23 protein-coding genes are annotated in these 24,076 nt (G+C 67.5%); 12 read left to right on the top strand and 11 right to left on the bottom strand.

From position 1 onward, the window contains the following. Positions 1-546 precede the first annotated feature (546 nt). Both AC5P6A_RS08120 and AC5P6A_RS08125 read right to left on the bottom strand, forming a co-directional pair. Positions 547-1,974, bottom strand: a complete 1,428-nt coding sequence (locus AC5P6A_RS08120) for an amino acid permease (RefSeq protein WP_021204531.1) — start codon at positions 1,972-1,974, stop codon at positions 547-549. An 82-nt stretch (positions 1,975-2,056) separates the two neighbouring features. Then, a complete protein-coding gene (locus AC5P6A_RS08125) occupies positions 2,057-3,532 on the bottom strand; it encodes an amino acid permease (protein WP_005416354.1) in 1,476 nt (491 codons plus the stop codon). Between the two features lie 132 nt (positions 3,533-3,664). Between AC5P6A_RS08125 and AC5P6A_RS08130 the strand changes: the two genes are divergently transcribed. Both AC5P6A_RS08130 and AC5P6A_RS08135 read left to right on the top strand, forming a co-directional pair. Then, entirely contained in the window at positions 3,665-4,279 is a 615-nt protein-coding gene (locus AC5P6A_RS08130; RefSeq protein ID WP_005416355.1) for an NUDIX hydrolase, read from the top strand. Beyond that, positions 4,279-4,671 carry a hypothetical protein gene (locus AC5P6A_RS08135; RefSeq protein ID WP_155029465.1) on the top strand — a complete coding sequence of 131 codons (393 nt, stop codon included), beginning with the start codon at positions 4,279-4,281 and terminating at the stop codon, positions 4,669-4,671. Before AC5P6A_RS08130 ends, AC5P6A_RS08135 begins: the two co-directional genes overlap by 1 nt. Positions 4,672-4,747: 76 nt before the next feature. Here AC5P6A_RS08135 and serA read toward each other — a convergent pair whose 3' ends face one another. Further along, on the bottom strand, positions 4,748-5,989 hold the full coding sequence (gene serA / locus AC5P6A_RS08140; RefSeq protein ID WP_019661444.1) for a phosphoglycerate dehydrogenase: 1,242 nt from the start codon (positions 5,987-5,989) through the stop codon (positions 4,748-4,750). Positions 5,990-6,158: 169 nt separating this feature from the next. Between serA and AC5P6A_RS08145 the strand changes: the two genes are divergently transcribed. From AC5P6A_RS08145 to AC5P6A_RS08155, 3 genes are all read left to right on the top strand, one after another. Next, the gene (locus tag AC5P6A_RS08145; protein ID WP_019661445.1) at positions 6,159-7,547 is read left to right on the top strand and encodes an FAD-binding oxidoreductase; all 1,389 of its coding nucleotides are present in this window, start codon (positions 6,159-6,161) and stop codon (positions 7,545-7,547) included. A 62-nt stretch (positions 7,548-7,609) separates the two neighbouring features. Then, complete coding sequence (locus AC5P6A_RS08150; RefSeq protein WP_021204535.1) at positions 7,610-7,909, top strand: DUF2388 domain-containing protein; 300 nt, start codon at positions 7,610-7,612, stop codon at positions 7,907-7,909. A gap of 70 nt (positions 7,910-7,979) precedes the next feature. After that, positions 7,980-9,815: a DUF7844 domain-containing protein gene (locus tag AC5P6A_RS08155; protein WP_429001266.1), complete on the top strand. Its 1,836-nt coding sequence runs from the start codon at positions 7,980-7,982 to the stop codon at positions 9,813-9,815. Here the strand turns inward: AC5P6A_RS08155 and AC5P6A_RS08160 are convergent. After that, entirely contained in the window at positions 9,793-10,869 is a 1,077-nt protein-coding gene (locus tag AC5P6A_RS08160; protein ID WP_021204537.1) for an ATP-binding protein, read from the bottom strand. The genes AC5P6A_RS08155 and AC5P6A_RS08160 overlap by 23 nt on opposite strands. Further along, positions 10,869-11,585: a response regulator gene (locus tag AC5P6A_RS08165; RefSeq protein WP_010482545.1), complete on the bottom strand. Its 717-nt coding sequence runs from the start codon at positions 11,583-11,585 to the stop codon at positions 10,869-10,871. The genes AC5P6A_RS08160 and AC5P6A_RS08165 overlap by 1 nt, the downstream gene beginning before the upstream one ends. A 129-nt stretch (positions 11,586-11,714) precedes the next feature. Between AC5P6A_RS08165 and AC5P6A_RS08170 the strand changes: the two genes are divergently transcribed. The 4 genes from AC5P6A_RS08170 (at position 11,715) to AC5P6A_RS08185 (ending at position 17,195) form a co-directional block, all read left to right on the top strand. Beyond that, positions 11,715-12,860 (top strand): efflux RND transporter periplasmic adaptor subunit, encoded by a 1,146-nt coding sequence (locus AC5P6A_RS08170; RefSeq protein ID WP_058979953.1) that lies wholly within the window; start codon positions 11,715-11,717, stop codon positions 12,858-12,860. Positions 12,861-12,896: 36 nt separating this feature from the next. Further along, on the top strand, positions 12,897-16,046 hold the full coding sequence (locus AC5P6A_RS08175) for a multidrug efflux RND transporter permease subunit (protein ID WP_346714784.1): 3,150 nt from the start codon (positions 12,897-12,899) through the stop codon (positions 16,044-16,046). Beyond that, on the top strand, positions 16,027-16,419 hold the full coding sequence (locus AC5P6A_RS08180) for a nuclear transport factor 2 family protein (RefSeq protein ID WP_134731736.1): 393 nt from the start codon (positions 16,027-16,029) through the stop codon (positions 16,417-16,419). The genes AC5P6A_RS08175 and AC5P6A_RS08180 overlap by 20 nt, the downstream gene beginning before the upstream one ends. An 83-nt stretch (positions 16,420-16,502) precedes the next feature. Further along, the gene (locus AC5P6A_RS08185; RefSeq protein WP_346714785.1) at positions 16,503-17,195 is read left to right on the top strand and encodes a COG3650 family protein; all 693 of its coding nucleotides are present in this window, start codon (positions 16,503-16,505) and stop codon (positions 17,193-17,195) included. An 80-nt stretch (positions 17,196-17,275) separates the two neighbouring features. Here AC5P6A_RS08185 and yeiP read toward each other — a convergent pair whose 3' ends face one another. The 5 genes from yeiP to AC5P6A_RS08210 all read right to left on the bottom strand — a co-directional run bounded on the left by yeiP (position 17,276) and on the right by AC5P6A_RS08210 (position 20,850). After that, complete coding sequence (gene yeiP, locus AC5P6A_RS08190) at positions 17,276-17,842, bottom strand: elongation factor P-like protein YeiP (protein WP_005409468.1); 567 nt, start codon at positions 17,840-17,842, stop codon at positions 17,276-17,278. Positions 17,843-17,892: 50 nt separating this feature from the next. After that, entirely contained in the window at positions 17,893-18,663 is a 771-nt protein-coding gene (locus tag AC5P6A_RS08195; protein WP_180832906.1) for an SDR family oxidoreductase, read from the bottom strand. 101 nt (positions 18,664-18,764) lie between these two features. Beyond that, on the bottom strand, positions 18,765-19,661 hold the full coding sequence (locus AC5P6A_RS08200; RefSeq protein ID WP_164145167.1) for a hydroxymethylglutaryl-CoA lyase: 897 nt from the start codon (positions 19,659-19,661) through the stop codon (positions 18,765-18,767). Continuing rightward, positions 19,658-20,059, bottom strand: a complete 402-nt coding sequence (locus AC5P6A_RS08205; RefSeq protein ID WP_019661453.1) for a VOC family protein — start codon at positions 20,057-20,059, stop codon at positions 19,658-19,660. The genes AC5P6A_RS08200 and AC5P6A_RS08205 overlap by 4 nt, the downstream gene beginning before the upstream one ends. A 2-nt stretch (positions 20,060-20,061) precedes the next feature. Next, entirely contained in the window at positions 20,062-20,850 is a 789-nt protein-coding gene (locus AC5P6A_RS08210) for an enoyl-CoA hydratase-related protein (protein WP_329846809.1), read from the bottom strand. Positions 20,851-20,969: 119 nt separating this feature from the next. Here AC5P6A_RS08210 and AC5P6A_RS08215 point away from each other — a divergent pair, with 119 nt between their 5' ends. From AC5P6A_RS08215 to AC5P6A_RS08225, 3 genes are read left to right on the top strand one after another with little or no spacing between them, the layout of a single operon-like run. Continuing rightward, positions 20,970-21,224: a FeoA family protein gene (locus AC5P6A_RS08215; protein WP_021204543.1), complete on the top strand. Its 255-nt coding sequence runs from the start codon at positions 20,970-20,972 to the stop codon at positions 21,222-21,224. Next, positions 21,221-23,086 carry a ferrous iron transporter B gene (gene feoB, locus AC5P6A_RS08220; protein WP_495222287.1) on the top strand — a complete coding sequence of 622 codons (1,866 nt, stop codon included), beginning with the start codon at positions 21,221-21,223 and terminating at the stop codon, positions 23,084-23,086. Before AC5P6A_RS08215 ends, feoB begins: the two co-directional genes overlap by 4 nt. Further along, positions 23,086-23,334 carry a DUF6587 family protein gene (locus tag AC5P6A_RS08225; protein ID WP_155029472.1) on the top strand — a complete coding sequence of 83 codons (249 nt, stop codon included), beginning with the start codon at positions 23,086-23,088 and terminating at the stop codon, positions 23,332-23,334. Before feoB ends, AC5P6A_RS08225 begins: the two co-directional genes overlap by 1 nt. Before the next feature lie 87 nt (positions 23,335-23,421). Here AC5P6A_RS08225 and AC5P6A_RS08230 read toward each other — a convergent pair whose 3' ends face one another. Next, positions 23,422-23,883, bottom strand: coding sequence for a DUF4304 domain-containing protein (locus tag AC5P6A_RS08230; protein WP_019661458.1), 462 nt, complete (start codon positions 23,881-23,883; stop codon positions 23,422-23,424). Positions 23,884-24,076: the final 193 nt, after the last annotated feature.

Here is a 24,076-nt window from a genome sequence, read left to right on the forward strand (position 1 = left end):
CAACGGCTGAGCCCCTCGTGGCTGAGAGGTGGTTGGTTGGTCACGGAAAGCGGTTCATGGAGGTGGCGGGGCGGGTGGGCCGTGCAGGGGACGCTGCAAGTACGTCCCTGTAAGCTCGATGGCGCCATCCATGGCGCCAACGCCCCTGCACGGCCCACCCGCCCCGCCTCTGACAGGTTCCGGCGTGCGGCCAGCCACGGAGTGAAGAAGGAAAAGCGAAAAGCGGGTCGCTTCGCTGCGCTTGCTCGGAGCGGAGCATGGCTCCGCTCTACAGAGGATTCATCGAACGGAGAAAATTCATTTCCCGGATGAATTCATCCACGCATGGCGTGGATCTACTGGACGCGCCGGGAGACTGTCAGGGGCGGGGAGGCATGGGTTCGCGGGGGTGTCAGCCGCATGGATGCGGCTGCCAAGCCTACATGGACGTACTTGCGGCGTCCCCCGCGAACCCATGCCTCCCCGCCAAACCCACAGTCCCGCTCTTGCCGTTGCTCCGGCTTAAAAGGCGGGTGCAGGGCCGCAGGCCCTGCAATGCAAAACCCCTTACTTCCCCCGCAGGCGGCTGTGCCTGAAGCCGTAGCAGAAATAGATCACGAAACCGACGAAGGTCCAGACGCCCATCAGCATCCAGTTGTGCATCGTCATCGCCGACAGCAGCGCCAGGCAGCTCAGCACGCCCAGGCTGCAGATCAGCCAGGCCATCGGCATGCGGAAAGGGCGCGGCAGGTCCGGTTGGGTGCGGCGCAGGATCAGCACGCCGGCGCAGACCGCCGCGAACGCAATCAGCGTGCCCATCGAGGTCAGCTCGCCGAGAATGTCCAGCGGGAACAGCGCCGCCAGCAGCGCGATGCCGATGCCGGTGATCACCGTGTTGATGTGCGGGGTGCGGTACTTCGGGTGGATCCTGGTGAACACCGGCGGCAGCAGACCGTCGCGGCCCATGATCATGAAGATGCGCGGCTGGCCGATGATCATCACCAGCACTACCGATGACAGGCCGACCAGCGCGCCGACCTCGACCACCCAGCGCAGCCAGCCCAGCTGCGGGTGTGCGGCCACGGCAGTCACCACCGGCTCGTCGGTGCCCAGCAGCTGGAACGGCACCAGGCCAGTCATCACTGCGGCCATCGCGATGTACAGCACGGTGCAGATCACCAGCGACAGCATCATGCCGATCGGCATGTCACGCTGCGGGTTCTTCGATTCCTGGGCCGCCACCGATACCGCCTCGAAACCGATGTAGGCGAAGAACACCATCGCCGCGCCACGCAGCACGCCTTCCATGCCGTACTTGCCGGGGCCTTCGTTGGCGGGGATGAACGGGGTCCAGTTGCTGGTGTCCACGTACTTCCAGCCGACCACGATGACCAGCACGATCAGGCCGGTCTTGAGCACGACCATTGCCATGTTCATCGCCGAGGACTTGCTGATGCCGACGTAGCACAGCCAGGTCAGCAACAGTACCAGTGCCGCGGCGGGCAGGTTGGCGATCGCGCCGGTGGGCCGCAGCTGTGCGTCCAGTGGCGCACTGACCAGCGCCGCCGGTAGATGGATGTCGAACTGGCTGAGCAGGCTGAGGAAGTAGCCGGTCCAGCTGACCGCCACCGCCGATGCAGAGACGCCGTATTCGAGCACCAGCATCCAGCCGATGAACCAGGCCGACAGTTCGCCGAAGGTGGCATAGGTATAGGTGTAGGCGCTGCCGGAGACCGGCACCATCGAGGCGAACTCGGCGTAGGCCAGCGCGCAGAAGGCGCAGCAGATGGCGGCCAGCACGAACGACAGCATGATCGCGGGGCCGGCGTGGTTGGCGGCCGCCTGGCCGGTGATGACGAAGATGCCGCCGCCGATCACCGCGCCGATGCCGAGGGCGGTCAGCCCCCAGGGGCCTAGGTGGCGGCGCAGGCTCAGGCCGTTGGCGTCTTCATGGGCGGCATGCGGGTGCTTGGTGGCCCACAGTTGCTTGAACATGTGTGGTGGTCTTGTCGAAGCGCGCCAAGAGCGGCGCGCGGGGAAAACGGACGGGCCGGCGCGAGGCCGGCCCGTAGGCGGATCAGGGCGACTTGGCCAGCTTGCTGTTGCGCATGCCGTAGCCGAGGTAAATCAGCATGCCCAGCACGGTCCAGCCGACGAACAGGTGCCAGTGCACCACGAACGCCTGCCAGAACAGGAACAGGCAGGCCGCGGCGCCAAGCGGGCAGATGATCCACACCGCCGGTACGCGGAACGGGCGATGGATCTCCGGCTTGGTATAGCGCAGCACCAGCACGCCGATGCAGACGGTGGCGAAGGCCAGCAGGGTGCCCATCGACACCAGTTCGCCGAGCACGTTCAGCGGCACCAGGCCGGCCAGCGCGGCGGCGATTACGCCGACCACGATCGTGGCCCAGTAAGGCGTGCGGAACCGGGCGTGGACCTTGCCGAAGAACTTCGGCAGCAGGCCGTCGCGGGAAATGGTGTAGGCGATGCGGGTCTGGCCCATCATCATCACCAGCACCACCGAGGACAGGCCGGCGATGGCGCCGATCTCGACCAGGGTCTTCAGCCAGGACAGGGTCGGGTAGGGCTCCAGTGCGGTGGCCACCGGCTTGTCGGTGCCCAGCAGGTGGTACGGCATCATGCCGGTCAGTACCGCGCAGACGATGATGTAGACGATGGTGCACACCGCCAGCGAGCCGAGCAGGCCGATCGGCATGTTGCGCTGTGGGTCTTTGGTTTCGCCGGCGGCGGTGGAGACCGCATCGAAGCCGATATAGGCGAAGAACACGATGGTGGCCGCGCGGAAGATGCCGCTCCAGCCGAACTCACCCGGCACGCCGGTGTTTTCCGGGATGAACGGCTGCCAGTTGGCCGGGTCGATATGGGCCGCGCCGATGCCGATGAACAGGCAGATGACGGTGACCTTGATCGCCACGATGATGGCGTTGACGAAGGCCGACTGGGTCACGCCCACGTACAGCAGGCCGGACACCGCCGCCACGATCAGCACCGCAGGCAGGTTGAACAGCTTGCCGGAGGAGACGAACTCGCTGCCGGTCCAGGCGATGGGCGCGGCGCTGAGCAGGTCCGGGAACGGCATGTGCAGCGTGGTGGTGATGAAACTGATCAGGTAGGCCGACCAGCCCACCGCGACCGATGCCGAGGCGAACAGGTACTCCAGCACCAGGCACCAGCCGATGAACCAGGCCATGCCTTCGCCGAGGGTGGCATAGGAATAGGAATAGGCACTGCCGGAGACCGGCATCATCGCCGCGAACTCGGCATAGCACAGGCCCGCCAGCGCACAGGCGAAACCGGCCAGCACGAACGACAGCATGACCGCCGGGCCCGCGTGGTTGGCTGCGGCCTGGCCGGTCAGCACGAAGATACCTGCGCCGATCACCGCACCCACGCCCAGCAGGATGAGGTGTTTAGCCGTGAGGGTCCGTTTCAACGTGGCTTCGCCGTCCAGGCTGCCTTCGATGGGTTCGCCGGCATCGACGTGCCCGGCCGGCTGGACCGGCTTGACCCTCAACAGAGCTTTCAGCATGCAGTACTTCCTAGTGATCGGATGGGGTGGGCGGCCGATACGTTGCCGGCTGCCTTGAATGGTGAAGGCCGTGCGAACAGCCCGCTGTACCTTAGCCAAAGCTGAAGCCAACGCACAAGCGCAATCGCAACAATGAACGGCGATAATGAGCAGTATTTTTCCGAACCGCCCCCATTCATGCGCCAGACCGCCGAAACCCTTGCCGTGCTTGACGATCGCCTGCGCGGTCTGTTGCGGGACTATGCCCGCCGCGAGCCCGCCCACGACGCACTGGCTGCCGAATTCGGCACATTGCTGGATGATCCGGAAGATCCGTTCCGGCGTGAGCGGCTTGCAGGCCACTTCACCGCGAGCTGCTGGCTGGTCAGCGCCGACGGCCAGCGCCTGCTGCTGACCCACCATCGCAAGCTGCAGCGCTGGCTGCAGCTGGGTGGCCACGCCGACGGCGACCGCGACCTGGCCCAGGTGGCGCTGAAGGAGGCCGAGGAGGAGTCCGGCCTGAGCGGGCTGGTGCTGGAAGACCCGGCCATCTTCGATCTGGACAAGCACTGGATTCCGGAGCGCAAGGATGTGCCGGGGCACTGGCACTACGACGTGCGTTTCGTGATCCGCGCGCTCGGTGGCGAGGCATTCGTGCTCAGCGAGGAGTCACTTGACCTGGCATGGCGGCCGGTGACCGAAGTCGCGGCCGACCCCGAATCGGATGAATCCATGCAGCGCATGGCGCGCCGGTGGCTGGCACGTTGATGCTCTCGGACGGCTGTGCCGCGTTTGTTGCGGCTCATGCCTGTGGTGAGGCGAAGCAGGATGCTGCCCTTGCGATGATCAAGGCTGCATTGCCAGTCATCACATGCATCGACTGGGAGCGCGTGCCATCGCGCCTGGAGGTCCCCGGGGTGGGGCGGGAGCGGCTGGCGCAGGAGTTGAGCGCCATTGCAGATGCTGTTGGCTTGCCAAGCGAGGCTGCGTTGACGGTTGTCCAGGTGGATGGGGCGGTACCTTCACTGGGCAGCCGCCTGCAGGACTGGCTGGCTCATGCCGAGGAGCTGGATTTCGTCGATACGCTGTTCCTGTCGATGGAAGACAGGGTTCTGATCCATTGGGACTTTTACAAGAACCTCCACGCCGCAAGGTTCTGAGGTGTTCCATCCACGCCATGCGTGGATGGCGCGATGCCGGAAGCAATCCGCCGGGGCATGCCCGGCGACGCCCTGCTCAATACAGAATGCGCGTCCGCAGCGTGCCCGGAATCGCGGCCAGCTCGTCGCGCACGGCGGCGGCCTGCGCCTCGCTGGCGGTGATGTCGATCACCACGTAACCCACCTTCGGGTCGGTGCGCAGGAACTGGCCGTCGATGTTGACGTTGTGGCGCGAGAAGATCTCGTTGACCTTGGACAGCACGCCCGGCACGTTCTGGTGGATGTGCAGCAGGCGCAGGCTGTCTTCGTGTTCGGGCAGGGTCACTTCCGGGAAATTGACCGCAGACAGGGTGCTGCCGTTGTCGCTGTAGCGCACCAGCTTGGCCGCCACTTCCACGCCGATGTTGTCCTGCGCTTCCAGCGTGCTGCCGCCGACGTGCGGGGTGAGGATGACGTTGTCGTGGCGGGTCAGCGGCGATTCGAAGATATCGCCATTGCCCTTCGGCTCGACCGGGAACACGTCCAGCGCGGCGCCGCCGACGTGGCCGCTGGCCAGCGCCGCGTCCAGCGCATCGATGTCGACCACGGTGCCGCGCGCGGCGTTGATCAGGTGCGCGCCCTTGCGCATCTTCGCCAGCTCGGTGCTGCCGATCATCCACTGCGTGGACGGTGTCTCCGGCACGTGCAGGGTGACGATGTCGGCCCGCGCCAGCAGGTCGTCCAGGCTGGCCGCAGCACGCGCATTGCCCAGCGCCAGCTTGGTTTCCACGTCGTGGAAGATCACCTGCATGCCCAGCGATTCGGCCAGCACGCCGACCTGGGTGCCGATGTGGCCGTAACCAATGATGCCCAGCGTCTTGCCGCGCACTTCATGGCTGCCGCTGGCTGACTTCGACCAGCCGCCGCGATGGCATTCGGCGTTCTTCTGCGGAATGCCACGGGTCAGCATGATCGCCTCGGCGATCACCAGTTCGGCCACGCTGCGGGTGTTGGAGTAGGGCGCGTTGAACACCGGGATGCCGGCCAGTTCGGCCGCGTCCAGGTCGACCTGGTTGGTGCCGATGCAGAAGCAGCCCACCGCGATCAGGCGCTTGGCCTCGGCCAGCACCTCGGCGCTGAGCTGGGTGCGCGAGCGGATGCCGACGATGTGCGCCTCGGCGATGCGCGCCTTCAATTCGTCCTCGGGGAGTGCCTTGGTGTGCGCCTCGATCTGGCTGTAGCCGGCCGCGCTGAACACCTCCACGGCGGTCTGGCTGACCCCCTCCAGCAACAGCACGCGGATATCCTGCTTCGGGAACGAGGTCTTCTTCGGCGACATGGGGCAACACGGCCAGTGGGACAGGGGCCAACCACTATGCCAGATCGCAGCGCTCATGGTGCGGTGCGCAATTGGTTGCATCCGTAGCTATCTGCCTGCTCGCAGGGCTGGACGCTGGCGCGTGCCGCTGGCACGCTTGCCCGTTCTTCACGCCCCGCGCTGGACCGTCATGACCGATTCCCGCATTGCCTCGCTGCAGCAGGCCTGTCCCGGCCTGAAGCTGAAGACCGACCCGGCCGACCTGGAGCATTACGGGCGCGACTGGACCCGGCGCTGGACGCCGGCGCCGTTGGCGGTCGCACTGCCGGCCACGGTCGAGGAGGTACAGGCGGTGATGCGCTGGAGTGCGGGTGAGGGCGTGCCCGTGGTGCCGTCCGGCGGCCGTACCGGCCTCTCGGGTGGCGCGGTGGCGGCCAATGGCGAGCTGGTGCTCAGCCTGGAGCGGATGAACAAGGCGCTGGCCTACGACGCGGTCGATCGCACCCTGGTGGTGCAGGCCGGCATGCCGCTGGAGGCCGTGCACAACGCCGCGCTGGACCACGGCCTGATCTATCCGGTGGATTTCGCTGCACGCGGGTCGTGCACGATCGGCGGCAACATCGCCACCAATGCTGGCGGCATCCGTGTGATCCGCTACGGCAACACCCGCGAGTGGATCGCCGGGCTGAAGGTGGTTACCGCCAGCGGCGAACTGCTGGAGCTCAACAAGGGCCTGATCAAGAACTCCAGCGGCTATGACTTCCGCCAGCTGCTGATCGGTTCGGAAGGCACGCTGGGCGTGATCGTCGAGGCGACAGTGAAACTCACCGATCCGCCGCCAGCCAGCAACGTGATGCTGCTGGCCGTGCCCAGCTTCGAGGTGCTGATGCAGGTGTTCGCCGCGTTCCGCGCGCGCCTGCAGCTGCAGGCCTTCGAGTTCTTCACCGACCGGGCGCTGGAGCACGTGCTGGCGCATGGTGCGCAGGCACCGTTCGACGAGGTGCACCCGTATTACGTGGTCACCGAGTTCGCCGCCAACGACGAAGCGCAGGAAGCGGCGGCGATGGCCGCCTTCGAGGACTGCATGGGCAACGGCTGGGTCAGCGACGGGGTGATCAGCGCCAGCGACGCCCAGGCCGCCCAGCTGTGGCGCCTGCGCGAAGGCATCACCGAATCGCTGGCGCGCTACAAACCTTACAAGAATGATGTCTCGGTGCGGATCTCGGCGATGCCTGCGTTCCTGGCCGAGACCCAGGCACTGATCGGGCAGGCCTACCCACACTTCGACGTGGTCTGGTTCGGCCACATCGGTGACGGCAACCTGCACATCAACGTGCTCAAGCCCGACGACACCAGCGACGCCGATTTCGTGGCGCAGTGTGAACACGTGACCAAGCTGTTGGCGCAGGTGCTGGCCCGGTTCGATGGCAGCATCTCGGCTGAACACGGCATCGGCCTGGTCAAGAAGGGCTACCTGGACAGCACCCGCGGCCCGGCCGAGATCGCCCTGATGAAGGCGGTCAAACGTGCGTTCGATCCCCAAGCGCGGCTGAATCCCGGCAAGCTGTTCGACGTTTGAGCCGGGCAAATCCTTCACGCACCCGTTACGCTCCACGCATCCTCACAACCGGCTTCGAACCGATGACCCGTCCGCTTCTGCTGCTCGCCCTGCTGTCCCTGCCGCTGGCCGGCTTCGCTTCCAGCTTCGCCGGCACCTCGGCCGGTTCCGCCACCGGTGCCTCCTCCGGCTCCTCGGGTAGCAGCTCGGGTGACGACAAGGTGGTACTGGCTGCGCGCGACGACGCTGCGGCGTTCGTCGCCAGCGACGGCCAGATCCGTGGCGCCCGCCTGCAGGCCGCGCTGGCCCACCTGCGTGAGCAGAGTGCTGCCGCACAGCAGCAGAGCGACCTGGAACTGGCCCGCGCGTTGCTGGCGCGTTGATCCGGACTGCATGACCCCGGCGACATCGCGTTCTGTAGAGCCGAGCCATGCTCGGCTGAATGCCTGGCGCATGCGGATCGCAACACTAGCCGAGCATGGCTCGGCTCTACAGAGGCTTGGCCGGTGGAACGCAGCCACGCATGGCGTGGCTCTACTGCTGGTCGCCCACGTCGCGCACGCAGCTGATCGCCTGCAGCTGGACCCGGCAGGGTTGAGCCCTGCACAGCAGCAGGTGGCGACGCAGACCCTGGCCGACGTGCAGGCACTGCTGCCGGATGGCCTGCTCCGCGCATTGCCGGCACAGGTCCAGGTGCGCTGGCGCGATGACCTGCCGGCCGATGTGCACGGCCGCGCTTTCGCCGGGCGCATCGCCCTGCGTCGCGAGCTGTTGGATGATGCCGTGCCCGGCGCGCGCCGCGCACGCCGCAGCGCGCTGGTACACGAACTGACCCATGTCGCCGACCGTACGGGGGCGAACTGGTCACGCGGTGTGCGCTGGCGTGATCTGGCTGGATGGCAGCGCAAGCCCTGGCATCTCGGCCGTGGCGACAACGATTTCCGTGACCGCAGCCCCGATGCGTATGAACTGAAGGACCCGGCCGAGTACCTGTCAGTGAATGCCGAGCATTTCGTGCTCGACAGCGAGTTCGCCTGCCGGCGCCCGGCACTGGCGCGGTGGTACCAGGCCCATTTCGGAACTCCGCCATCGCTGCCGCAGTCGCACTGCGCGAACGCGTTGCCATTGCTGCAGGCCGAATCGGAAGAGGGGGCGGCATCGCTGCTGCAGCTCGACCCGGCGCGTGTCTACGCCGTGGACTACCTGTTCGCCGAGGGCAGTGCGCAGCCGATGAGCCGCTGGGGGCACAGCATGCTGCGGCTGGTGATCTGCCGGCCGGGCCGTGCACCGGGTCCGGACTGCCGCCTGGACCTGGAGTACCACCGCGTGCTGTCGTTCCGCGCGTTCGTCGGCGATGTGCAGATTTCCAACTGGCGCGGCTTGACCGGCGGCTACCCGTCGCGGCTGTTCGTGCTGCCGCTGCAGCAGGTGGTGGACGAGTACACCAAGGTGGAACTGCGGGGCCTGCAGTCGTTGCCCTTGCAGCTGCAACGCGACGAGATCGCCAGCCTGCTCGAGCGCACCGCGCAGGTGCACTGGAGCTATGACGGGCGCTATTACTTCGTCAGCAACAACTGTGCGGTGGAGACCGCCAGGCTGCTGCAGGCCGGAGTGCCCCGGCTGGGCGAGGACGGGCTGGCCCAGCTGAGTCCGCGCGGTCTCAAGCGGCGGCTGGCGCGGCTGGGCATGCTCGACGAGCGGGTACTCACGGACCGCAACGCAGCGCAGGCACAGGGCTATTACTTCGCTTCCGCGCGCGACCACTACCAGCAGTTGTTCACAGTGGCGGCGACCCAGCTGGCCTTGCCCGCGCGCGATGTGCGCGGCTGGTTGAAGCTGCCGGCAGAACAACGGGCACCGTGGCTGCTGAAGGGCAACCTGCGCGCCAGTGCCGGCCTGCTGCTGCTGGAACAGGCGGCACAGCGGCGTGCCGAACTGCGCGCACGCGATGTGCTCAAGCGGCAGCTACTGGCTGCTGCGGACAGCGCGGAAACCCGCAGCCTGCGCAGCCTGCTGGCGCAGAGCGGGCAGTGGTTGCGCCCGGGGACGCTGCTGCAGGGCGGCTACGGGTTGCCGCTGGCCGATGAGCAGGCGGTGCTGGCCGAAGCGGTTGCCACTGCCAGCGCAGAGGCGGTGCCGGCCTGGCAGGCGCTGCGCGTGCAACTGCGCCAGCAGTTGCCGGTGGGCCAGCGCAACGAGATGGATGCGATCGATGCCAACCTCGCCGCACTTGGCGCGCGCCTGCGGGAACAGGCAGCCACGCCCGCTACTGGCGCGGCAGTTCGATGACGAAACGGCTGCCGCCGGCGTTGCCTGCCGTGCAGTAGACGCGGCCGCCGTGCGCGTCGGCGATGGCCTTGACCACCGCCAGGCCGAGGCCACTGCCGCCGCCCTGGCGTGAACGTGAGCCGTCGGCACGCATGAACGGGCTGAAGATGTCGGCGTGCAGCTCCGGATCGATGCCCGGGCCCTCATCCTCGATTGCCACTTGCACATGTCCCGGTGTGTCATGCACGGCAATCCGCACCTTGCCCGGGCTGGCATAGCGGCGTGCGTTCTCCAGCAGCGCCAGCAGCGCCTGGCGGAGGCGGGTCGGGTCGCAGTGCGCGTTGTGTTCCTCGCGGCTGGTTTCCAGCTCCAGCACGAAGCCGGCGGCGCGGAACTGCGGATCGACCAGGGTCATCACCGAATGCACTTCGGCCACCACATCGGTGCGCGCGCGACGTACGTCCAGCCGCGCGTTGTCGGACAGGCTCAGCACGCGCAGATCCTCGATCAGGCGCGAGAGGCCCTCGACCTGCGCCAGCAGGCTGCGGAACTGTGACTCGTCCGGCTGGAACACGCCCTCGGCGAGCCCTTGCAGGCGACCGCGCAGGATCGTCACCGGCGTGCGCAGCTCATGGGCGATGGCCGCGTGCCACATCGCGCGCTCGCTCTCCATGTGCTGCAGGCGGCGGGCCATTGCATTGAAGTCCTCGACCAGGGTCGCCACTTCACCCGGCGAATTCTCCTCGACGCTCGCGCGCGCCCCGAGGTCGCCGCCGGCAAGCGCACGCACACTGTCCACCAGTGAATTCAGTGGCGACAGGATCCGGTGCGCAAGACGGAACGAAGCGGCGATGGCCAGCGCCAGTCCGGTCAGGATCACGCCCACCATCCATGCCAGTTCCGGCCCGGTCGGCAGCCAGCTTTCCGGCTCCTCGGTGCTGCCGGGGAAGAACTCGACCAGCACCGCGTACAGCAGCCACGACGACAGGATCATCATCACGATGACGCCGATCACCATCAGCGACATCGAGATGATGATGTGGCGGCTGAGCCCGGAACGGCGCAGGCGCGCCATCAGCGGTCGGCCATCAACCGGTAGCCGACACCGCGCACGCTGGCCGGGACGTTGACCATGCCCACGTCATCGAGTTTGCGGCGCAGCTTGCTGACATGGCTGTCGACGGTGCGTTCCAGCGCTTCGCTTTCCGGCAGGCATTCGTGCATCAGTTCGCTGCGGCTGAAGATGCGGGTCGGCGCCAGCGCCATGCAGTGCAGCAGCTTGAACTCGGTGAGCGTGAGCAGCACTTCGTGGCTGTAGCCTTCGCCCTCCACATGCACGGCATGGGTAGCCGAGTCGATCAGCAGCGGGCCCGCCCGCAGCGCGGTCGGTGCGTCCATGCGCGAGGCGCGCAACGTACGCCGCAGCACGGCGCGCACGCGTGCTGCCACTTCGGCCGGATTGAACGGCTTGACCACGTAGTCGTCGGCGCCCATGCGCAGCGCGGTGAGCTTGTCCAGGTCCTGGTCCAGTGCGGTCAGCATGATCACCGGCGTTTCACCACGCTGGCGCAGCTGGGTCAGCACGCTCCAGCCATCCAGGCGCGGCAGCTGCACATCAAGCAGGACCAGGTCGGGGCGGGCGCTGCGGTGCAGGTCCAGCGCGCTGTGGCCGTCGGCGGCGCGCAGCGTACGCAGTCCTTCGCGTTCCAGATAGGCGGTGAGAATATCGGCGATCTCGGCCTCATCCTCGACGATCAGGACGAGGGCGGCGAGGGCAGGGGCGGCATGCATGCAGGGGCGGGGCCTTAAGGTGCTTGCCTCCATCGTATCTCCACAGTTCCTCCATCGAAACCCCATCATCGCCACGCACACTTCACGCTTCAGAACCTATCAGCCGCCTGCGCGGCATTGTGCACAGCAATGAGAACCTTCAGGACTCCGGTCGCGTTGATCGCGGCCCTCGCCCTGGCCGTGACGGCCTGCTCCGCCCCCGAAGCCACGCCCGAAGCGGCACCGCGCGTCAGCGTGGTCACTGTCGGCCCGCAGGTCGTGCAGCGCGACGATGAACTGCCCGGCCGTGTCGCCGCCGTTCGCACCGCACAGATCCGTGCGCAGGTCGGCGGCATCGTGCAGCGCCGCCTGTTCGAACAGGGCGCCGAAGTGCGCGCCGGCCAGGCCCTGTTCCAGATTGATCCGGCGGCGTTCCGTGCCGATGTCGACTCGGCACTGGCAGCGCTGCAGCGCAGTGAGGCAGCCCTGGGCCGCAGCCGCGTGCAGTCGCAGCGCCTGCATGCGCTGGCGGCCGCGCAGGCGGTCAGCCAGCAGCACCGCGACGATGCCAGTGCCGAGTACGAACAGGCCCGTGCCGCGGTGAACGAGGCGCGCGCGATCCTGGCCCGCCGCCAGCTCGACCTGCGCTATGCAACGGTCAGTGCACCGATTGCCGGCCGCATCGACCAGGCGCTGGTGACCGAAGGTGCACTGGTCGGCGTGGCCGATACCGAGCCGATGGCGGTGGTGCAGCAGATCGACCAGGTCTACGTCGATGTGCGCCAGCCAGCGGCGCAGCTCGAGTCGCTGCAACGCAGCGCCGGTGGCGGCGAGCTGCCGGTGACGATCATCGGTGCGGCCGGCAGGCCGCTGCCCGAACGTGGCCAGATGCTGTTCTCCGGCATCAATGTCGATGCGCGCACCGGTGATGTGATCCTGCGCATCCTGGTCGACAACCCGCAGCGGCAGCTGCTGCCCGGCATGTACGTGCGCGCGAGGGTGCCACGTGGCGCGCCCGCCAGTGCATTGACCGTGCCACAGCAGGCGGTGCTGCGCAGCGCCGGTGGCCAGGCCTATGCTTGGGTGATCGGCGCCGACGGCAAGGCGGTGATCCGCACGCTGGAAGTGGACGGTAGTGTCGATCGCCAGTGGCTGGTGCGCACGGGCCTGAAGGCCGGCGAGAAGGTGGTGGTCGAGGGTCAGGAGCGCCTGCAGGAAGGCGTGGTGGTCGATGCGCGCGACTGGCAGATGCCGGTTGCCAGCGCCGGTGCAGTACAGGCCGGCAGCAAGGGCTGAGCCTGTTCCGGGCCGGTCCCTCCAGGAAAATCCAACATGGCACGTTTCTTCATCGATCGCCCGGTGTTCGCCTGGGTGCTGGCGATCTTCATCATCCTGGCCGGCGTGCTGGCGATCCCGCGGCTGGCGGTGGAGCGCTATCCGGCGGTAGCGCCGCCCAGCGTCAGCATCTACGCCAGCTACCCGGGTGCCAGCCCGCAGACGCTGAATGACGCGGTGGTCGGCCTGATCGAGCGCGAGCTGTCCAGCGTCAAGCACCTGCTGTATTTCGAGTCTTCGGTGGACACCTCCGGCGAAGCCTCCATCACTGCGACCTTCAAGCCGGGTACCAACCCGGAGCTGGCGCAGGTGGACGTGCAGAACCGGATCAAGGCGATCGAGCCGCGCCTGCCGCGCAGCGTGCGCCAGAACGGCCTGTTCGTGGAAGCAGCCGATTCCGGCTTCCTGATGCTGGTCGGCCTGCGTTCGCCCGATGCCAGCGTCAGCGAGGCCGCACTGGGCGACTTCATGGCGCGCAACATCATCGAGGAGCTGCGCCGCATCGATGGCGTCGGCCGCGTGCAGCTGTTCGGTGCGGAGCAGGCGATGCGCGTGTGGCTGGACCCGGCCCGGCTGACCGGCTATGGGCTGACCATGGGTGACGTGGCCGCTGCCATCGAGCAGCAGAACCTGGAGATCTCGCCGGGGCGCATCGGTGATTCGCCGGGTGTTCCAGGCCAGCGCATCACCGTGCCGCTCAGCGCCGACGGCCAGTTGTCCACGCCGGAACAGTTCGCGGCGATCGTACTGCGCGCCGGGGCCGACGGTTCACGGGTGGTGCTGGGTGATGTCGCCCGCGTCGAACTGGGCGCGCAGAGCTATGCCTGGGGCACCCGCGAGGACGGCCATCCGGCCACCGCTGCCGGGGTGCAGCTGCGGCCGGGCGCGAATGCGGTGCGCACGGCGTCGGCGGTCCGTGAGCGCATGGCCGAACTGGCGCCGCTGTTGCCGCGCGGCGTGGAGGCGAGCATCCCGTTCGACACCGCGCCGTTCGTGAAGATCTCGATCCAGAAGGTGGTGCAGACGCTGCTGGAGGCGATGCTGCTGGTGTTCGCAGTGATGTACCTGTTTTTGCAGAACTGGCGCTACACGTTGATCCCGGCGTTGGTCGCGCCCATCGCGCTGTTGGGTACGTTCGCGGTGATGCTGGCGCTGGGCTTCTCGATCAACGTGCTGACCATGTTCGGCATGGTGCTGGCCATCGGCATCATCGTCGATGACGCCATCGTGGTGGTCGAGGGCGTGGAGCGGATCATGGCCGAGGAGGGCCTGCCGCCGCGTGAGGCCACCATCAAGGCGATGCGCGAGCTGACCGGCGCAGTGATCGGCATCACCCTGGTGCTGACCGCGGTGTTCATCCCGATGGCGCTGGCCAGCGGCTCGGTGGGCGCCATCTACCGCCAGTTCACCGTGGCGATGGCGGTGTCGATCCTGTTTTCGGCGCTGTTGGCCCTGAGCCTGACGCCGGCGTTGTGCGCGACGCTGCTGCGCCCGAACACCCATGGCCATCATGGCCGTGGCGGGCTGTTCGGTGCCTTCAATCGTGGCTTCGAGCGGATGACCGGGCGTTACCAGCGTGGCGTGGCGTCGGTGCTGCAGCGGAGCGGGCGGGTCATGGGCGTGTTCGCCGCGCTGGTGGCGGCGTTGCTGCTGGGCCTGCACTGGCTGCCGGGTGCATTCCTGCCGGAAGAGGACCAGGGCTACTTCATGACCTCGATCCAGCTGCCGGCCGAAGCCACCGCCGAACGCACGCTGGCCGTGGTCGAAGCCTACGAACGGCACGTGGCGTCACGCCCGGGCATCGGCTCCAACCAGTCGATCCTCGGCTACAGCTTCTCCGGTTCCGGCCCGAGCGCGGCGCTGACCTACACGATGCTGAAGGATTGGGGCGAGCGTGCAGGGGCCACCGCGGCCGGCGAAGTGGAGGCCGCGCAGAAGGCGATGGCGACGATTGCCGAGGGCGAGGTGATGAGCGTGATGCCGCCGGCGATCGACAGCCTGGGGCGTTCGTCCGGCTTCTCGCTCGCCCTGCAGGCGCGTACCGGGCAGAGCCAGGCCGAACTGCGTGCGGCCCTGCAGCAGCTGCTGAAGCTGGCCGAGGCCAGCCCGCTGCTGTCGGAGGTGCATGCCGATGGCCTGCCAGCAGGTACCAGCGTGCGGCTGGACATCGACCGCGCCAAGGCCGAGGCGATGGGCGTGGGGTTCGAGCAGATCAGCAGCACGCTGTCGGCGGCGATGGGCTCGCAGTACGTCAACGACTTCCCCAACAAGGGCCGGCTGCAGCAGGTGATCCTGCAGGCCGATGCACCGCACCGGATGGAGCTGGAGGATGTGCTGAAGCTGTACGTTCGCAACAGCGAAGGCGGCATGGTGGCGTTGTCGGAACTGGTGACGCCGCACTGGACCGAGGCGCCGCTGCAGCTGCAGCGCTATCTCGGCTTCCCGGCGCTGAATCTGTCCGGCGCACCGGCCTCCGGCGTGTCGACCGGCCAGGCCATGGCGGAGATGGAGCGGTTGGCGGAGAAGCTGCCGTCCGGTTTTGCCCTGCAGTGGACCAGCCAGTCGCTGCAGGAGCGGGAGTCCGGTGCGCAGGCGCCGTGGTTGCTGCTGTTGTCGATGCTGGTGGTGTTCCTGGTGCTGGCGGCACTGTACGAGAGCTGGTCGATCCCGCTGGCGGTGATGCTGGTGGTGCCGCTGGGCCTGCTTGGTGCGGTTGCTGCGGTGCTGTTGCGGGGCATGCCCAACGACGTGTTCTTCAAGGTCGGCATGATCACCGTGATCGGGCTGTCGGCGAAGAACGCGATCCTCATCGTCGAGTTCGCGCGCCAGCTGCAGCAGCAGGGTCGCGGCCTGGTTGAAGCAGCGCTGGAGGCAGCGCGGCTGCGACTGCGGCCGATCGTGATGACCTCGCTGGCATTCGCGCTGGGCGTGGTGCCGCTGATGCTGGCGCAGGGCGCGTCGAAGGAAACCCAGCAGGCGATTGGAACCGGTGTGTTCGGCGGCATGGTCAGTGCGACCGTGCTGGCCGTGTTCTTCGTGCCGGTCTTCTATGTAGTGGTGCAGGGCGCGCGGCAGTGGATCGCGCAGCGCCTGCGCAGGCGCCGGCCGATGCCGGGAGGAACCGTGGATGGAACGGAACATCGTTGAAGATCTGCATGAGCGGCAGTTGGCAGCGCTGGAACAGCGCCTGCGGCAGGCATTGCTGGATGACGACCACGATGCGCTGGCCGCGCTGGTATCGCCGGCCTTGTTCATGATGGATGGCCACGGCGGCCGCATGCTCGACCTGCCGTGGCTGGGCGACTGGCTGACCGGAAACCTGCAGGTGCGCAGCCTGCAGTCGTACGCGGTGGAAACGTTGCTGTGCGGACGCCTGGCATTGTTGTCCAGCGACGTGCGCTTGTCGGTGCGCGGGCAGGGCCAGGAGCGCGAGCTGAAACTGCGCCTGCTGCGGGTGTGGACCTGCAGTTCCGGCGAAAGCGGCGCGCAGCTGCTGTCGATGGCGGTACTGGCCGCATGAGCGCGGTCAGGCCGCTTTCAGGCCCCGCTCACCGCGAGGTGGTAGGGTCGAGCATTCCTGTAGTGTCGACAAGGAGTCGAGCCATGCGTGTAGTTCCCAGTCTGTTGGCAGCCTCCCTGGGGTTGGTGCTGGTCGCGTGCCAGCCGGCCCAGGCACCCGCGGCGGGCAGCAATGACACCCCGCCTGCCACGCCGCAGCCGAGCGCCAACACGGAAGGTGGCAGCGAGACCGCCTACCAGTGTGGTGATCTGAATGTGGGCGCGACATTCAATGGCGAGGATGCTGCCACGCTGGTGATCGGCGAGCGTAGCTTCGCCATGACCTCCGAGCGCGCGGCATCCGGCGCCAAGTACAGCGATGGTCTCGGCAACAGCTTCTGGACCAAGGGCAGCGATGATGGCCTGCTGAGCCTGAAGGGCGAACCGGATCGCGAGTGCCATGCGGTGGAAGCTACCGAAGGCGATGGCAGCGCCGGCAATGCGGCATTCCGTGCCACCGGCAATGAACCCGGCTGGCTTGCAGTCGTCGACGGCGATGCGCCGGGCCTGCAGGTGGAGGTCGATTATGGCGAGCGCCGCTTCGACGTGGCCAAACCCACCCAGGGCGCTGATGGATGGAGCGGAAAGGCGTCCGACGGCACCGACGTCAAGCTCAGCTTCCAGCGCACCACCTGCCAGGATGACATGAGCGGCGAGGCGTTCGAGGCCAAGGCGATGCTGACTGTCGGTACCCGCCAGTACCATGGCTGCGGCAACTTCGGTGCGAAACAGCCGTAACCGCTGCCACCGATGATCCGTCCGCTGCCTGCGGCGAACACGCCGCAGGCAGGAACAGGCAGCCGATCAGCGCGAGGCGCTTAGTCGGCACGGCCGGCGAATTCGCCGGTGGCGGTGTTCACCAGCACGCGTTCGCCATTGACGATGTACTCGGGCACCATGATTTCGATGCCGGTGTTGAGCTTGGCCGGCTTCGGGCGCTTGGTGGCGGTGCCACCCTTCAGTTCCGGCGGCGTCTCGATCACCTCCAGCACCACGGAGGCCGGCAGCTGGATCGCCACCGGCTGCTCGTCGATCACCTGCACGTAGATGCCGGTCAGGCCGTCGGTGATGTAACCGGCGTCGTCGCCGATCACGTCCGCATCCAGGGTGTACGGGGTGTAGTCCTCGTCATCGAGGAAGACGAAGGCATCGCCGTCCTTGTACGAATAGGTGGACTGGCGGCGCAGCAGTTCGACCTCGACCAGGTTGTCGTCGGCATCGAAGCTGGCGTCGAGCTTGTTGCCGCCCGGCACGCTGTACATGATGAAGCGGAAGCGGACGTTGCCGCCGCGACCCTGCGGCGAGCTGCGCTCGATGTCGCGGATCTGGTACACGCCGTTGTTGTACTCGACGACGTTGCCCTTCTTGATGTCGTTGGCTTTCATGGTGATCTAGGTCGTTGGGGGAGGGCGCCGTCCCGGCGCCCGGGGGGGAATCACTTCGGAGCGAGGCGGGTAGCGCCGTCCAGGCGGATGGTCTCGCCGTTGAGGTAGGTGTTGCCGAGAATGAAGCCGACCAGACTGGCGAAGTCTTCCGGCTTGCCCAGGCGCGACGGGAACGGGATCGAGGCGGCCAGCGACTGCTGCACGGCTTCGGGCATGCCATCGACCATCGGCGTCCAGAACACGCCAGGAGCAATCGTATTGACGCGGATTCCGAAGCGCGACAGTTCGCGCGCCATCGGCAGCGTCATCGACACCACGCCGCCCTTGCTGGCCGCATACGCGGCCTGGCCGATCTGTCCTTCATAGGCAGCGATGCTGGCGGTGTTGATGATCACGCCGCGCTCGCCGTCTTCGCCGGCGTCGTTGTGCTGCATGCGGTTGGCCGCGGCCTTGGCGACGTTGAAGCTGCCGACCAGGTTGACCATCACCGTGCCCTGGAAGCCGGCCAGCGGCATCGGGCCTTCCTTGCCGAGCACGCGACCGGCGCCGAGGATGCCGGCGCAGTTCATCGCCACGTTCAGGCCGCCGAGGAATTCGTGGGCCTGGTCGATGGCCGTTGCAACCGCCGCCTCATCGCTGACGTTGACATTGAAATAGCGGGCCTTGTCGGCACCCAGCCCGGCAACGGCAGCTGCGCCCTTGTCATCGTTGAGGTCGAACAGGGCCACCTTGCCGCCCTGGGCGACGAGGTGCTGGGCCACGGCCAGGCCGAGGCCGGAGACGCCGCCAGTGATCACGGCACGTACGGAAGACAGCTGCATTGAACGGTCCTGCAGGTTCGAGAACCGCCGATTCTAACGGAAGCGGCGACCGTCGCCGTTGTGCACTGCGCCGCCCCGGCAGGAGCGGCGCAGCGGGGTGCTCAGCCGGCCGCTGCGAGCGCCTGTCCGGTGCGGCTGGCGGTGGCACGGCCGAGCAGGCCGGCCAGCCAGCGGCCGGTCTCGGCCAGTGCCGGCAGGTCCACGCCGCTGTCCAGGCCCAGGCCCTGCAGCAGATAGACCACGTCCTCGCTGGCGACGTTGCCGCTGGCACCCTTCGCATACGGGCAGCCACCGGCGCCGGAGACCGCGCTGTCGACCACGCGCACGCCTTCTTCCAGGCAGGTGGCGATGTTGGCGATGGCCTGGCCGTAGGTGTCGTGGAAGTGCACGGCCAATGCCTCCATCGGAATCTCGGCAGCGACCGCCTGCAGCATCGCCCGTGCCTTGCGCGGGGTGCCGACGCCGATGGTGTCGCCCAGCGAGATTTCGTAACAGCCCATCTGGTGCAGGGCGCGCGCCACCCGTACCACGTCGGCCAGTGGAACCTCGCCCTGGTAGGGGCAGCCGAGCACAGTGGAGACGTAGCCGCGCACGCGCACGCCATCGGCGGCGGCGCGGCGGAGGATCGGCTCGAACCGGGCCAGCGACTCGTCGATGCCGGCATTGGTGTTGGTGCGGTTGAAGGCCTCGGACGCAGCGGTGAACACCGCCACTTCCTCCACGCCCACCGCACGGGCGCGGTCGTAGCCCTGTTCGTTCGGCACCAGTACCGGGTAGTGCACGCCCGGCCGGCGCTGGATGCCGGCATAGACCTCGGCGGCGTCGGCCAGTTGCGGGATCCACTTCGGGCTGACGAAACTGGTCGCCTCGATGCTGCGCAGGCCGGTGGCCGACAGGCGGTTGATCAGTTCGATCTTGTCGGCGGTGGACACCGACTGCTTTTCGTTCTGCAGGCCGTCACGCGGGCCGACCTCGACGATGCGGACGTAGTCGCTCATGCAGCCACCTCGCCGACGGGGCGATGGCAGACCGCTTCGATGTTGTTGCCGTCCGGGTCGAGCACGAAGGCGGCGTAGTAATCCGGGTGGTACCACGGGCGCAGGCCCGGCGCGCCGTTGTCGCGGCCACCGGCGGTAAGGGCGGCGGCGTGGAAGGCGTCCACCTGCGCGCGGCTGGCGCAGGCGAAGGCCACGTGCACGCCGTGGCTGGCGGTGCCGCCATTGCCGAGCCAGAAGAACGGCTTGCCGTCGCTGCCGAAGCCAACGTGGTCGTGGTCGCCGGTCAGTTCGGCGCTCACTTCCATCACCACGCCGATCTGCAGTGGCGCCAGTGCCTGCAGGAAGAAGGCCTTGCTGCGCGCCAGGTCGGCGCTGGTCAAACCAAGATGATCGAGCATGTTCAGGCTTCCGTGACCCAATGGGGGGCGCGCTTGTCGAGGAAGGCGCCCAGGCCCTCCTGGCCCTCGGCGGACACCCGCAGGCGCGCGATCAGGGCGGCATTATCGCGATCCAGGGTGTCGCGGTCATGGCTGTCCCGGACCTGCCGCACCAGCTGCTTGGCGGTGGACGAGGCGATCGGGCCTGCCTTGTCGAGCAGGGCCAGCTGGCGTTCCAGCGCCTCGTCCAGGCGCTCGGGTTCGACCAGCTGGTGGACCAGGCCGATCCGCAGTGCGGTCTCGGCATCGAAGTGCTCGCCGGTGGCGAACCATCGACGGGCCTGGCGTGGGCCGATCGCCTCGATCACATAGGGGGAGATCACCGCCGGCAGCAGGCCCAGGCGGCTTTCGGTCAGGCCGAAGCGGGCCGCGGTGCTGGCGATGGCGATGTCGCAGCAGGCGACCAGGCCGACACCGCCGCCGAAGGCCGCGCCGTGGACCCGTGCCAGGGTCGGCTTGGGCAGCTCGTCCAGGGTGCGCATCAGCCGGGCCAAGGCCAGCGAGTCCTCGCGGTTAGCGGCTTCGCTGGCCGCAGCCATGCCGCGCATCCACTGCATGTCGGCGCCGGCCGAGAAGGAGGCGCCATGGCCGGCCACCACCACGGCCCGGATCGAATCGTCCCGTCCGGCGGCCTCCAGCGCGGCGGTCAGCCGGGCGATCAGGCTGGCGTCGAAGGCATTGTGCAGTTCCGGCCGGTTCAGCCAGAGGGTGATGACGGCGCCGCGGCGCTCGATCTGCAAAGCATCGTTCATGGGATTCCAGGGTCACTCCATACCTGTATGGATCATAGCGGGCCATTGGTCATGGGCCATGACGCGACGCGGGAATGTTAGAATCGAGAACCATTTACATCCAGCAGAGAACACGCTAGATGACGCTGTCCGAACTTCCGCTGCACACCTCGGCCGTGGTCGAGTCCGTGCAGGACCTGCACGCCAACGATGCCATCGCCCGTCGCCTGCGCGAGCTGGGTTTCGTCAATGGCGAGGAAGTGCGCCTGGTGGCCAAAGGTCCGGTGGGGGGCGAGCCGTTGCTGGTGCAGGTCGGGTTCACCCGGTTCGCGCTGCGGATCAGTGAGGCCAAGCGCGTCGTGGTAGACGCCAACCGCCAGGAGCGACGCGCATGAGCGCTTCCGCTGCCACCGCCCCGCTGCGCATTGCGCTGGTCGGCAACCCCAACAGCGGCAAGACCGCGCTGTTCAACCAGCTGACCGGCAGTCGGCAGAAGGTCGCCAACTACACCGGCGTCACCGTAGAGCGCAAGGAGGGCCGCCTGCGTGCGCCGTCCGGCCGTGAATTCGCGGTGCTTGATCTGCCGGGCGCCTACAGCCTGCATCCGGCCAGCCTGGACGAGGCGATCACCCGCGACCTGTGCCGGGGCTTCTACCCGGGCGAAGCCGCGCCGGACGTGCTGCTGTGCGTGATCGACGCCACCAACCTGCGCCTGCACCTGCGCTTCGCGCTGGAGCTGCGCGAGCTGGGCAAGCCGATGGTGGTCGCGCTGAACATGGTCGACGCCGCACAACGCCGCGGCATCCAGGTGGATGTGGCCGCGCTGGAACGCGAGCTGGGCGTGCCGGTGGTGGAGACCGTGGCGGTGCGCAAGCAGGGCGCCAAGGCCTTGGTCGAGCGCCTCGATGCGATGGTGCCGCACCTGGATGCGCCGGTGCCGGGCCCGGAAGGTGGCATCGACTACCACGCCAAGGTGCGCGAGATCCTTTCGGTCGCCGTGCGCATGCCGGCGCGAACCGCGAAGATCGACGACGCGCTGGACCGCTGGCTGCTGCACCCGGTGTTCGGGCTGATCAGCCTTGCGGTGGTGATGTTCCTGATCTTCCAGGCGGTGTATGCCTGGGCGACGCCGTTGATGGATGGCATCGAGGCTGGCTTCGCCTGGCTCGGTACTCTCGTTGGCAGCGTGTTGCCGGAGGGTCCGCTGGCCAGCCTGCTGACCGAGGGCATCATCGCCGGTGTCGGTGGCGTGGTCGTGTTCCTGCCGCAGATCCTGATCCTGTTCTTCTTCATCCTGGTGCTGGAGGAATCCGGCTACCTGCCGCGCGCGGCGTTCCTGCTCGACCGCATGATGGCCGCTGCCGGCCTGTCTGGCCGCTCGTTCATCCCGCTGCTGTCCAGCTTCGCCTGCGCGGTGCCGGGCATCATGTCCACGCGCAGCATCCAGGACCCGCGTGACCGCCTGGCCACCATCCTGGTCGCACCGCTGATGACCTGTTCGGCGCGCCTGCCGGTGTACGCGCTGCTGATCGGTGCGTTCATTCCGCAGAAGACCGTGTGGGGCGTGTTCAACCAGCAGGGCCTGGTGCTGTTCGGCCTGTACGTCGCCGGCATCCTCAGTGCGCTGGCGATGTCGTGGATCATGAAGAAGTGGCGCCGCGACAAGAGCGAGCATCCGCTGATGCTGGAGCTTCCGTCGTACCGGCTGCCGCATGCGCGCGACCTGGCGGTGGGGCTGTACGAGCGCGGCATGATCTTCCTCAAGCGCGTCGGCGGCATCATCCTGGCGCTGACCATCCTGCTGTGGGTGCTGCTGTCGTTCCCAGCGGCGCCGGCGGGCGCGACGATGCCGGCCATCGACTATAGCTACGCCGGCCAGATCGGCCATGCGATGGCGGTGTTCTTCGCACCGCTGGGCTTCAACTGGCAGATCTGCATCGCGCTGATCCCGGGCCTGGCCGCGCGTGAGGTGGCGGTGTCGTCGCTGGCGACGGTGTATGCGCTGTCGGCGGCGGATGACGATGCGGCCAGCCAGGCACTGACCCCGTTGATCAGCGATGGCTGGTCGCTGGCCACGGCCCTGTCGCTGCTGGTCTGGTACATCTACGCACCGATGTGCATCTCGACGCTGGCCACCATCAAGCGCGAGACCAACTCGTGGAAGCAGATGGCCTTTGCCGCGTTCTACCTGTTCGCCGCAGCTTACGTGGCGGCGCTGATCACCTACCAGGTGACCAGGGCGCTGGGAGGTGGCTGATGGATACCGGGCTGCTGATCCAGTACCTGATCATCGCGGTGGCCGTGCTGGTCAGCGCCTGGGTGGTGCTGAAGAAGCAGTTCCCCGGCACGGTGCGCACGCTGCGCGGTGCCTTGGCGCTGGCTCTGCTGAAGCCGGGCCGCGCGGCCTGGGCGCAGGCGCTGGGGCGGAAGATCGCGCCGCCTGCCAGCGGAGGTGGCGGTGGCTGTGGCGGTTGCGACAGTTGCGGGCCGACCAACAAGAAGTAGCGTCGAGCCATGCTCGACGGCGGCTGTGCGGCGGGTGCGAACTTTCGGCCTGTGGGTGCGAACCTTGGTTCGCACGCTTTCCGGGGTTCAGACTTCTTTGCGGATGATCGCGCGAAAGCGTCCCTCCTGCTGCATCCGCCGTACCGAGGCGCGATTTCCATGGGTCGCTGCGAAGCCCGCCACGTCGGCAAGGGCATTGAGCAGCAGGCGCTTCATCGCGTTGCGATCGCCAGCATCGAGCAGGTCATGAAGATCCTGCTGGGTGAAAGCCCGGCGCAGGCCTGGCGTCTCTTCGATACGCCAGTCGACATGCGGCGTGGGGATGCTGGAGCGGTACCTGAAAGCCGTTTCAAGATCGTCGGGCGTGAGGGGGTGCACGAGCAACTCTGGAAAGTAGAGTCCAGCATTCACATAGAAACCGCGGCTTTCGCTGGCGCGTTGGTGATTCACGACAAGCAGGGCGTCATCCAGCAAGCGGTAGCGGGTGGTCGTGGTCCCGGCATAGCCGGTCTTCCTGGCGCACTTGCTGAAGACGGTCGCGGATTTCATGGGCGTTGCCTGGGCCGGAAGAGGGGACCACAGCCTTGAGTGGCCGCGTTTCTGCGTCCAGTGGTAAACGCGACATCTACGGTGTCGCATGCGCTCCGCCTGGTGCGGTCAAGAGAGGCGTACCCAGGGAGGAACGAGCATCCATTGCGCGGAAGGTCACCCAGCGTCGCAGTGACGGCGCTTGCCGGAGCAG

This window comes from Stenotrophomonas sp. YJH_SMC_20 (assembly GCF_059367845.1).

What these genes read in the sequence shown, in the direction of transcription:
- yeiP (WP_005409468.1), bottom strand. Translation starts at nt 17,842, where the DNA reads ATGAAAGCCAACGACATCAAGAAGGGCAACGTCGTCGAGTACAACAAC.
- AC5P6A_RS08165 (WP_010482545.1), bottom strand. Translation starts at nt 11,585, where the DNA reads ATGCATGCCGCCCCTGCCCTCGCCGCCCTCGTCCTGATCGTCGAGGAT.
- AC5P6A_RS08135 (WP_155029465.1), top strand. Translation starts at nt 4,279, where the DNA reads ATGCTCTCGGACGGCTGTGCCGCGTTTGTTGCGGCTCATGCCTGTGGT.
- AC5P6A_RS08225 (WP_155029472.1), top strand. Translation starts at nt 23,086, where the DNA reads ATGGATACCGGGCTGCTGATCCAGTACCTGATCATCGCGGTGGCCGTG.
- serA (WP_019661444.1), bottom strand. Translation starts at nt 5,989, where the DNA reads ATGTCGCCGAAGAAGACCTCGTTCCCGAAGCAGGATATCCGCGTGCTG.
- AC5P6A_RS08160 (WP_021204537.1), bottom strand. Translation starts at nt 10,869, where the DNA reads ATGGCGCGCCTGCGCCGTTCCGGGCTCAGCCGCCACATCATCATCTCG.
- AC5P6A_RS08200 (WP_164145167.1), bottom strand. Translation starts at nt 19,661, where the DNA reads ATGAGCGACTACGTCCGCATCGTCGAGGTCGGCCCGCGTGACGGCCTG.
- AC5P6A_RS08230 (WP_019661458.1), bottom strand. Translation starts at nt 23,883, where the DNA reads ATGAAATCCGCGACCGTCTTCAGCAAGTGCGCCAGGAAGACCGGCTAT.
- AC5P6A_RS08175 (WP_346714784.1), top strand. Translation starts at nt 12,897, where the DNA reads ATGGCACGTTTCTTCATCGATCGCCCGGTGTTCGCCTGGGTGCTGGCG.
- AC5P6A_RS08170 (WP_058979953.1), top strand. Translation starts at nt 11,715, where the DNA reads ATGAGAACCTTCAGGACTCCGGTCGCGTTGATCGCGGCCCTCGCCCTG.
- AC5P6A_RS08130 (WP_005416355.1), top strand. Translation starts at nt 3,665, where the DNA reads ATGAACGGCGATAATGAGCAGTATTTTTCCGAACCGCCCCCATTCATG.
- AC5P6A_RS08180 (WP_134731736.1), top strand. Translation starts at nt 16,027, where the DNA reads ATGGAACGGAACATCGTTGAAGATCTGCATGAGCGGCAGTTGGCAGCG.
- AC5P6A_RS08185 (WP_346714785.1), top strand. Translation starts at nt 16,503, where the DNA reads ATGCGTGTAGTTCCCAGTCTGTTGGCAGCCTCCCTGGGGTTGGTGCTG.
- AC5P6A_RS08145 (WP_019661445.1), top strand. Translation starts at nt 6,159, where the DNA reads ATGACCGATTCCCGCATTGCCTCGCTGCAGCAGGCCTGTCCCGGCCTG.
- feoB (WP_495222287.1), top strand. Translation starts at nt 21,221, where the DNA reads ATGAGCGCTTCCGCTGCCACCGCCCCGCTGCGCATTGCGCTGGTCGGC.
- AC5P6A_RS08205 (WP_019661453.1), bottom strand. Translation starts at nt 20,059, where the DNA reads ATGCTCGATCATCTTGGTTTGACCAGCGCCGACCTGGCGCGCAGCAAG.
- AC5P6A_RS08195 (WP_180832906.1), bottom strand. Translation starts at nt 18,663, where the DNA reads ATGCAGCTGTCTTCCGTACGTGCCGTGATCACTGGCGGCGTCTCCGGC.
- AC5P6A_RS08125 (WP_005416354.1), bottom strand. Translation starts at nt 3,532, where the DNA reads ATGCTGAAAGCTCTGTTGAGGGTCAAGCCGGTCCAGCCGGCCGGGCAC.
- AC5P6A_RS08210 (WP_329846809.1), bottom strand. Translation starts at nt 20,850, where the DNA reads ATGAACGATGCTTTGCAGATCGAGCGCCGCGGCGCCGTCATCACCCTC.
- AC5P6A_RS08155 (WP_429001266.1), top strand. Translation starts at nt 7,980, where the DNA reads ATGCGGATCGCAACACTAGCCGAGCATGGCTCGGCTCTACAGAGGCTT.
- AC5P6A_RS08150 (WP_021204535.1), top strand. Translation starts at nt 7,610, where the DNA reads ATGACCCGTCCGCTTCTGCTGCTCGCCCTGCTGTCCCTGCCGCTGGCC.
- AC5P6A_RS08215 (WP_021204543.1), top strand. Translation starts at nt 20,970, where the DNA reads ATGACGCTGTCCGAACTTCCGCTGCACACCTCGGCCGTGGTCGAGTCC.
- AC5P6A_RS08120 (WP_021204531.1), bottom strand. Translation starts at nt 1,974, where the DNA reads ATGTTCAAGCAACTGTGGGCCACCAAGCACCCGCATGCCGCCCATGAA.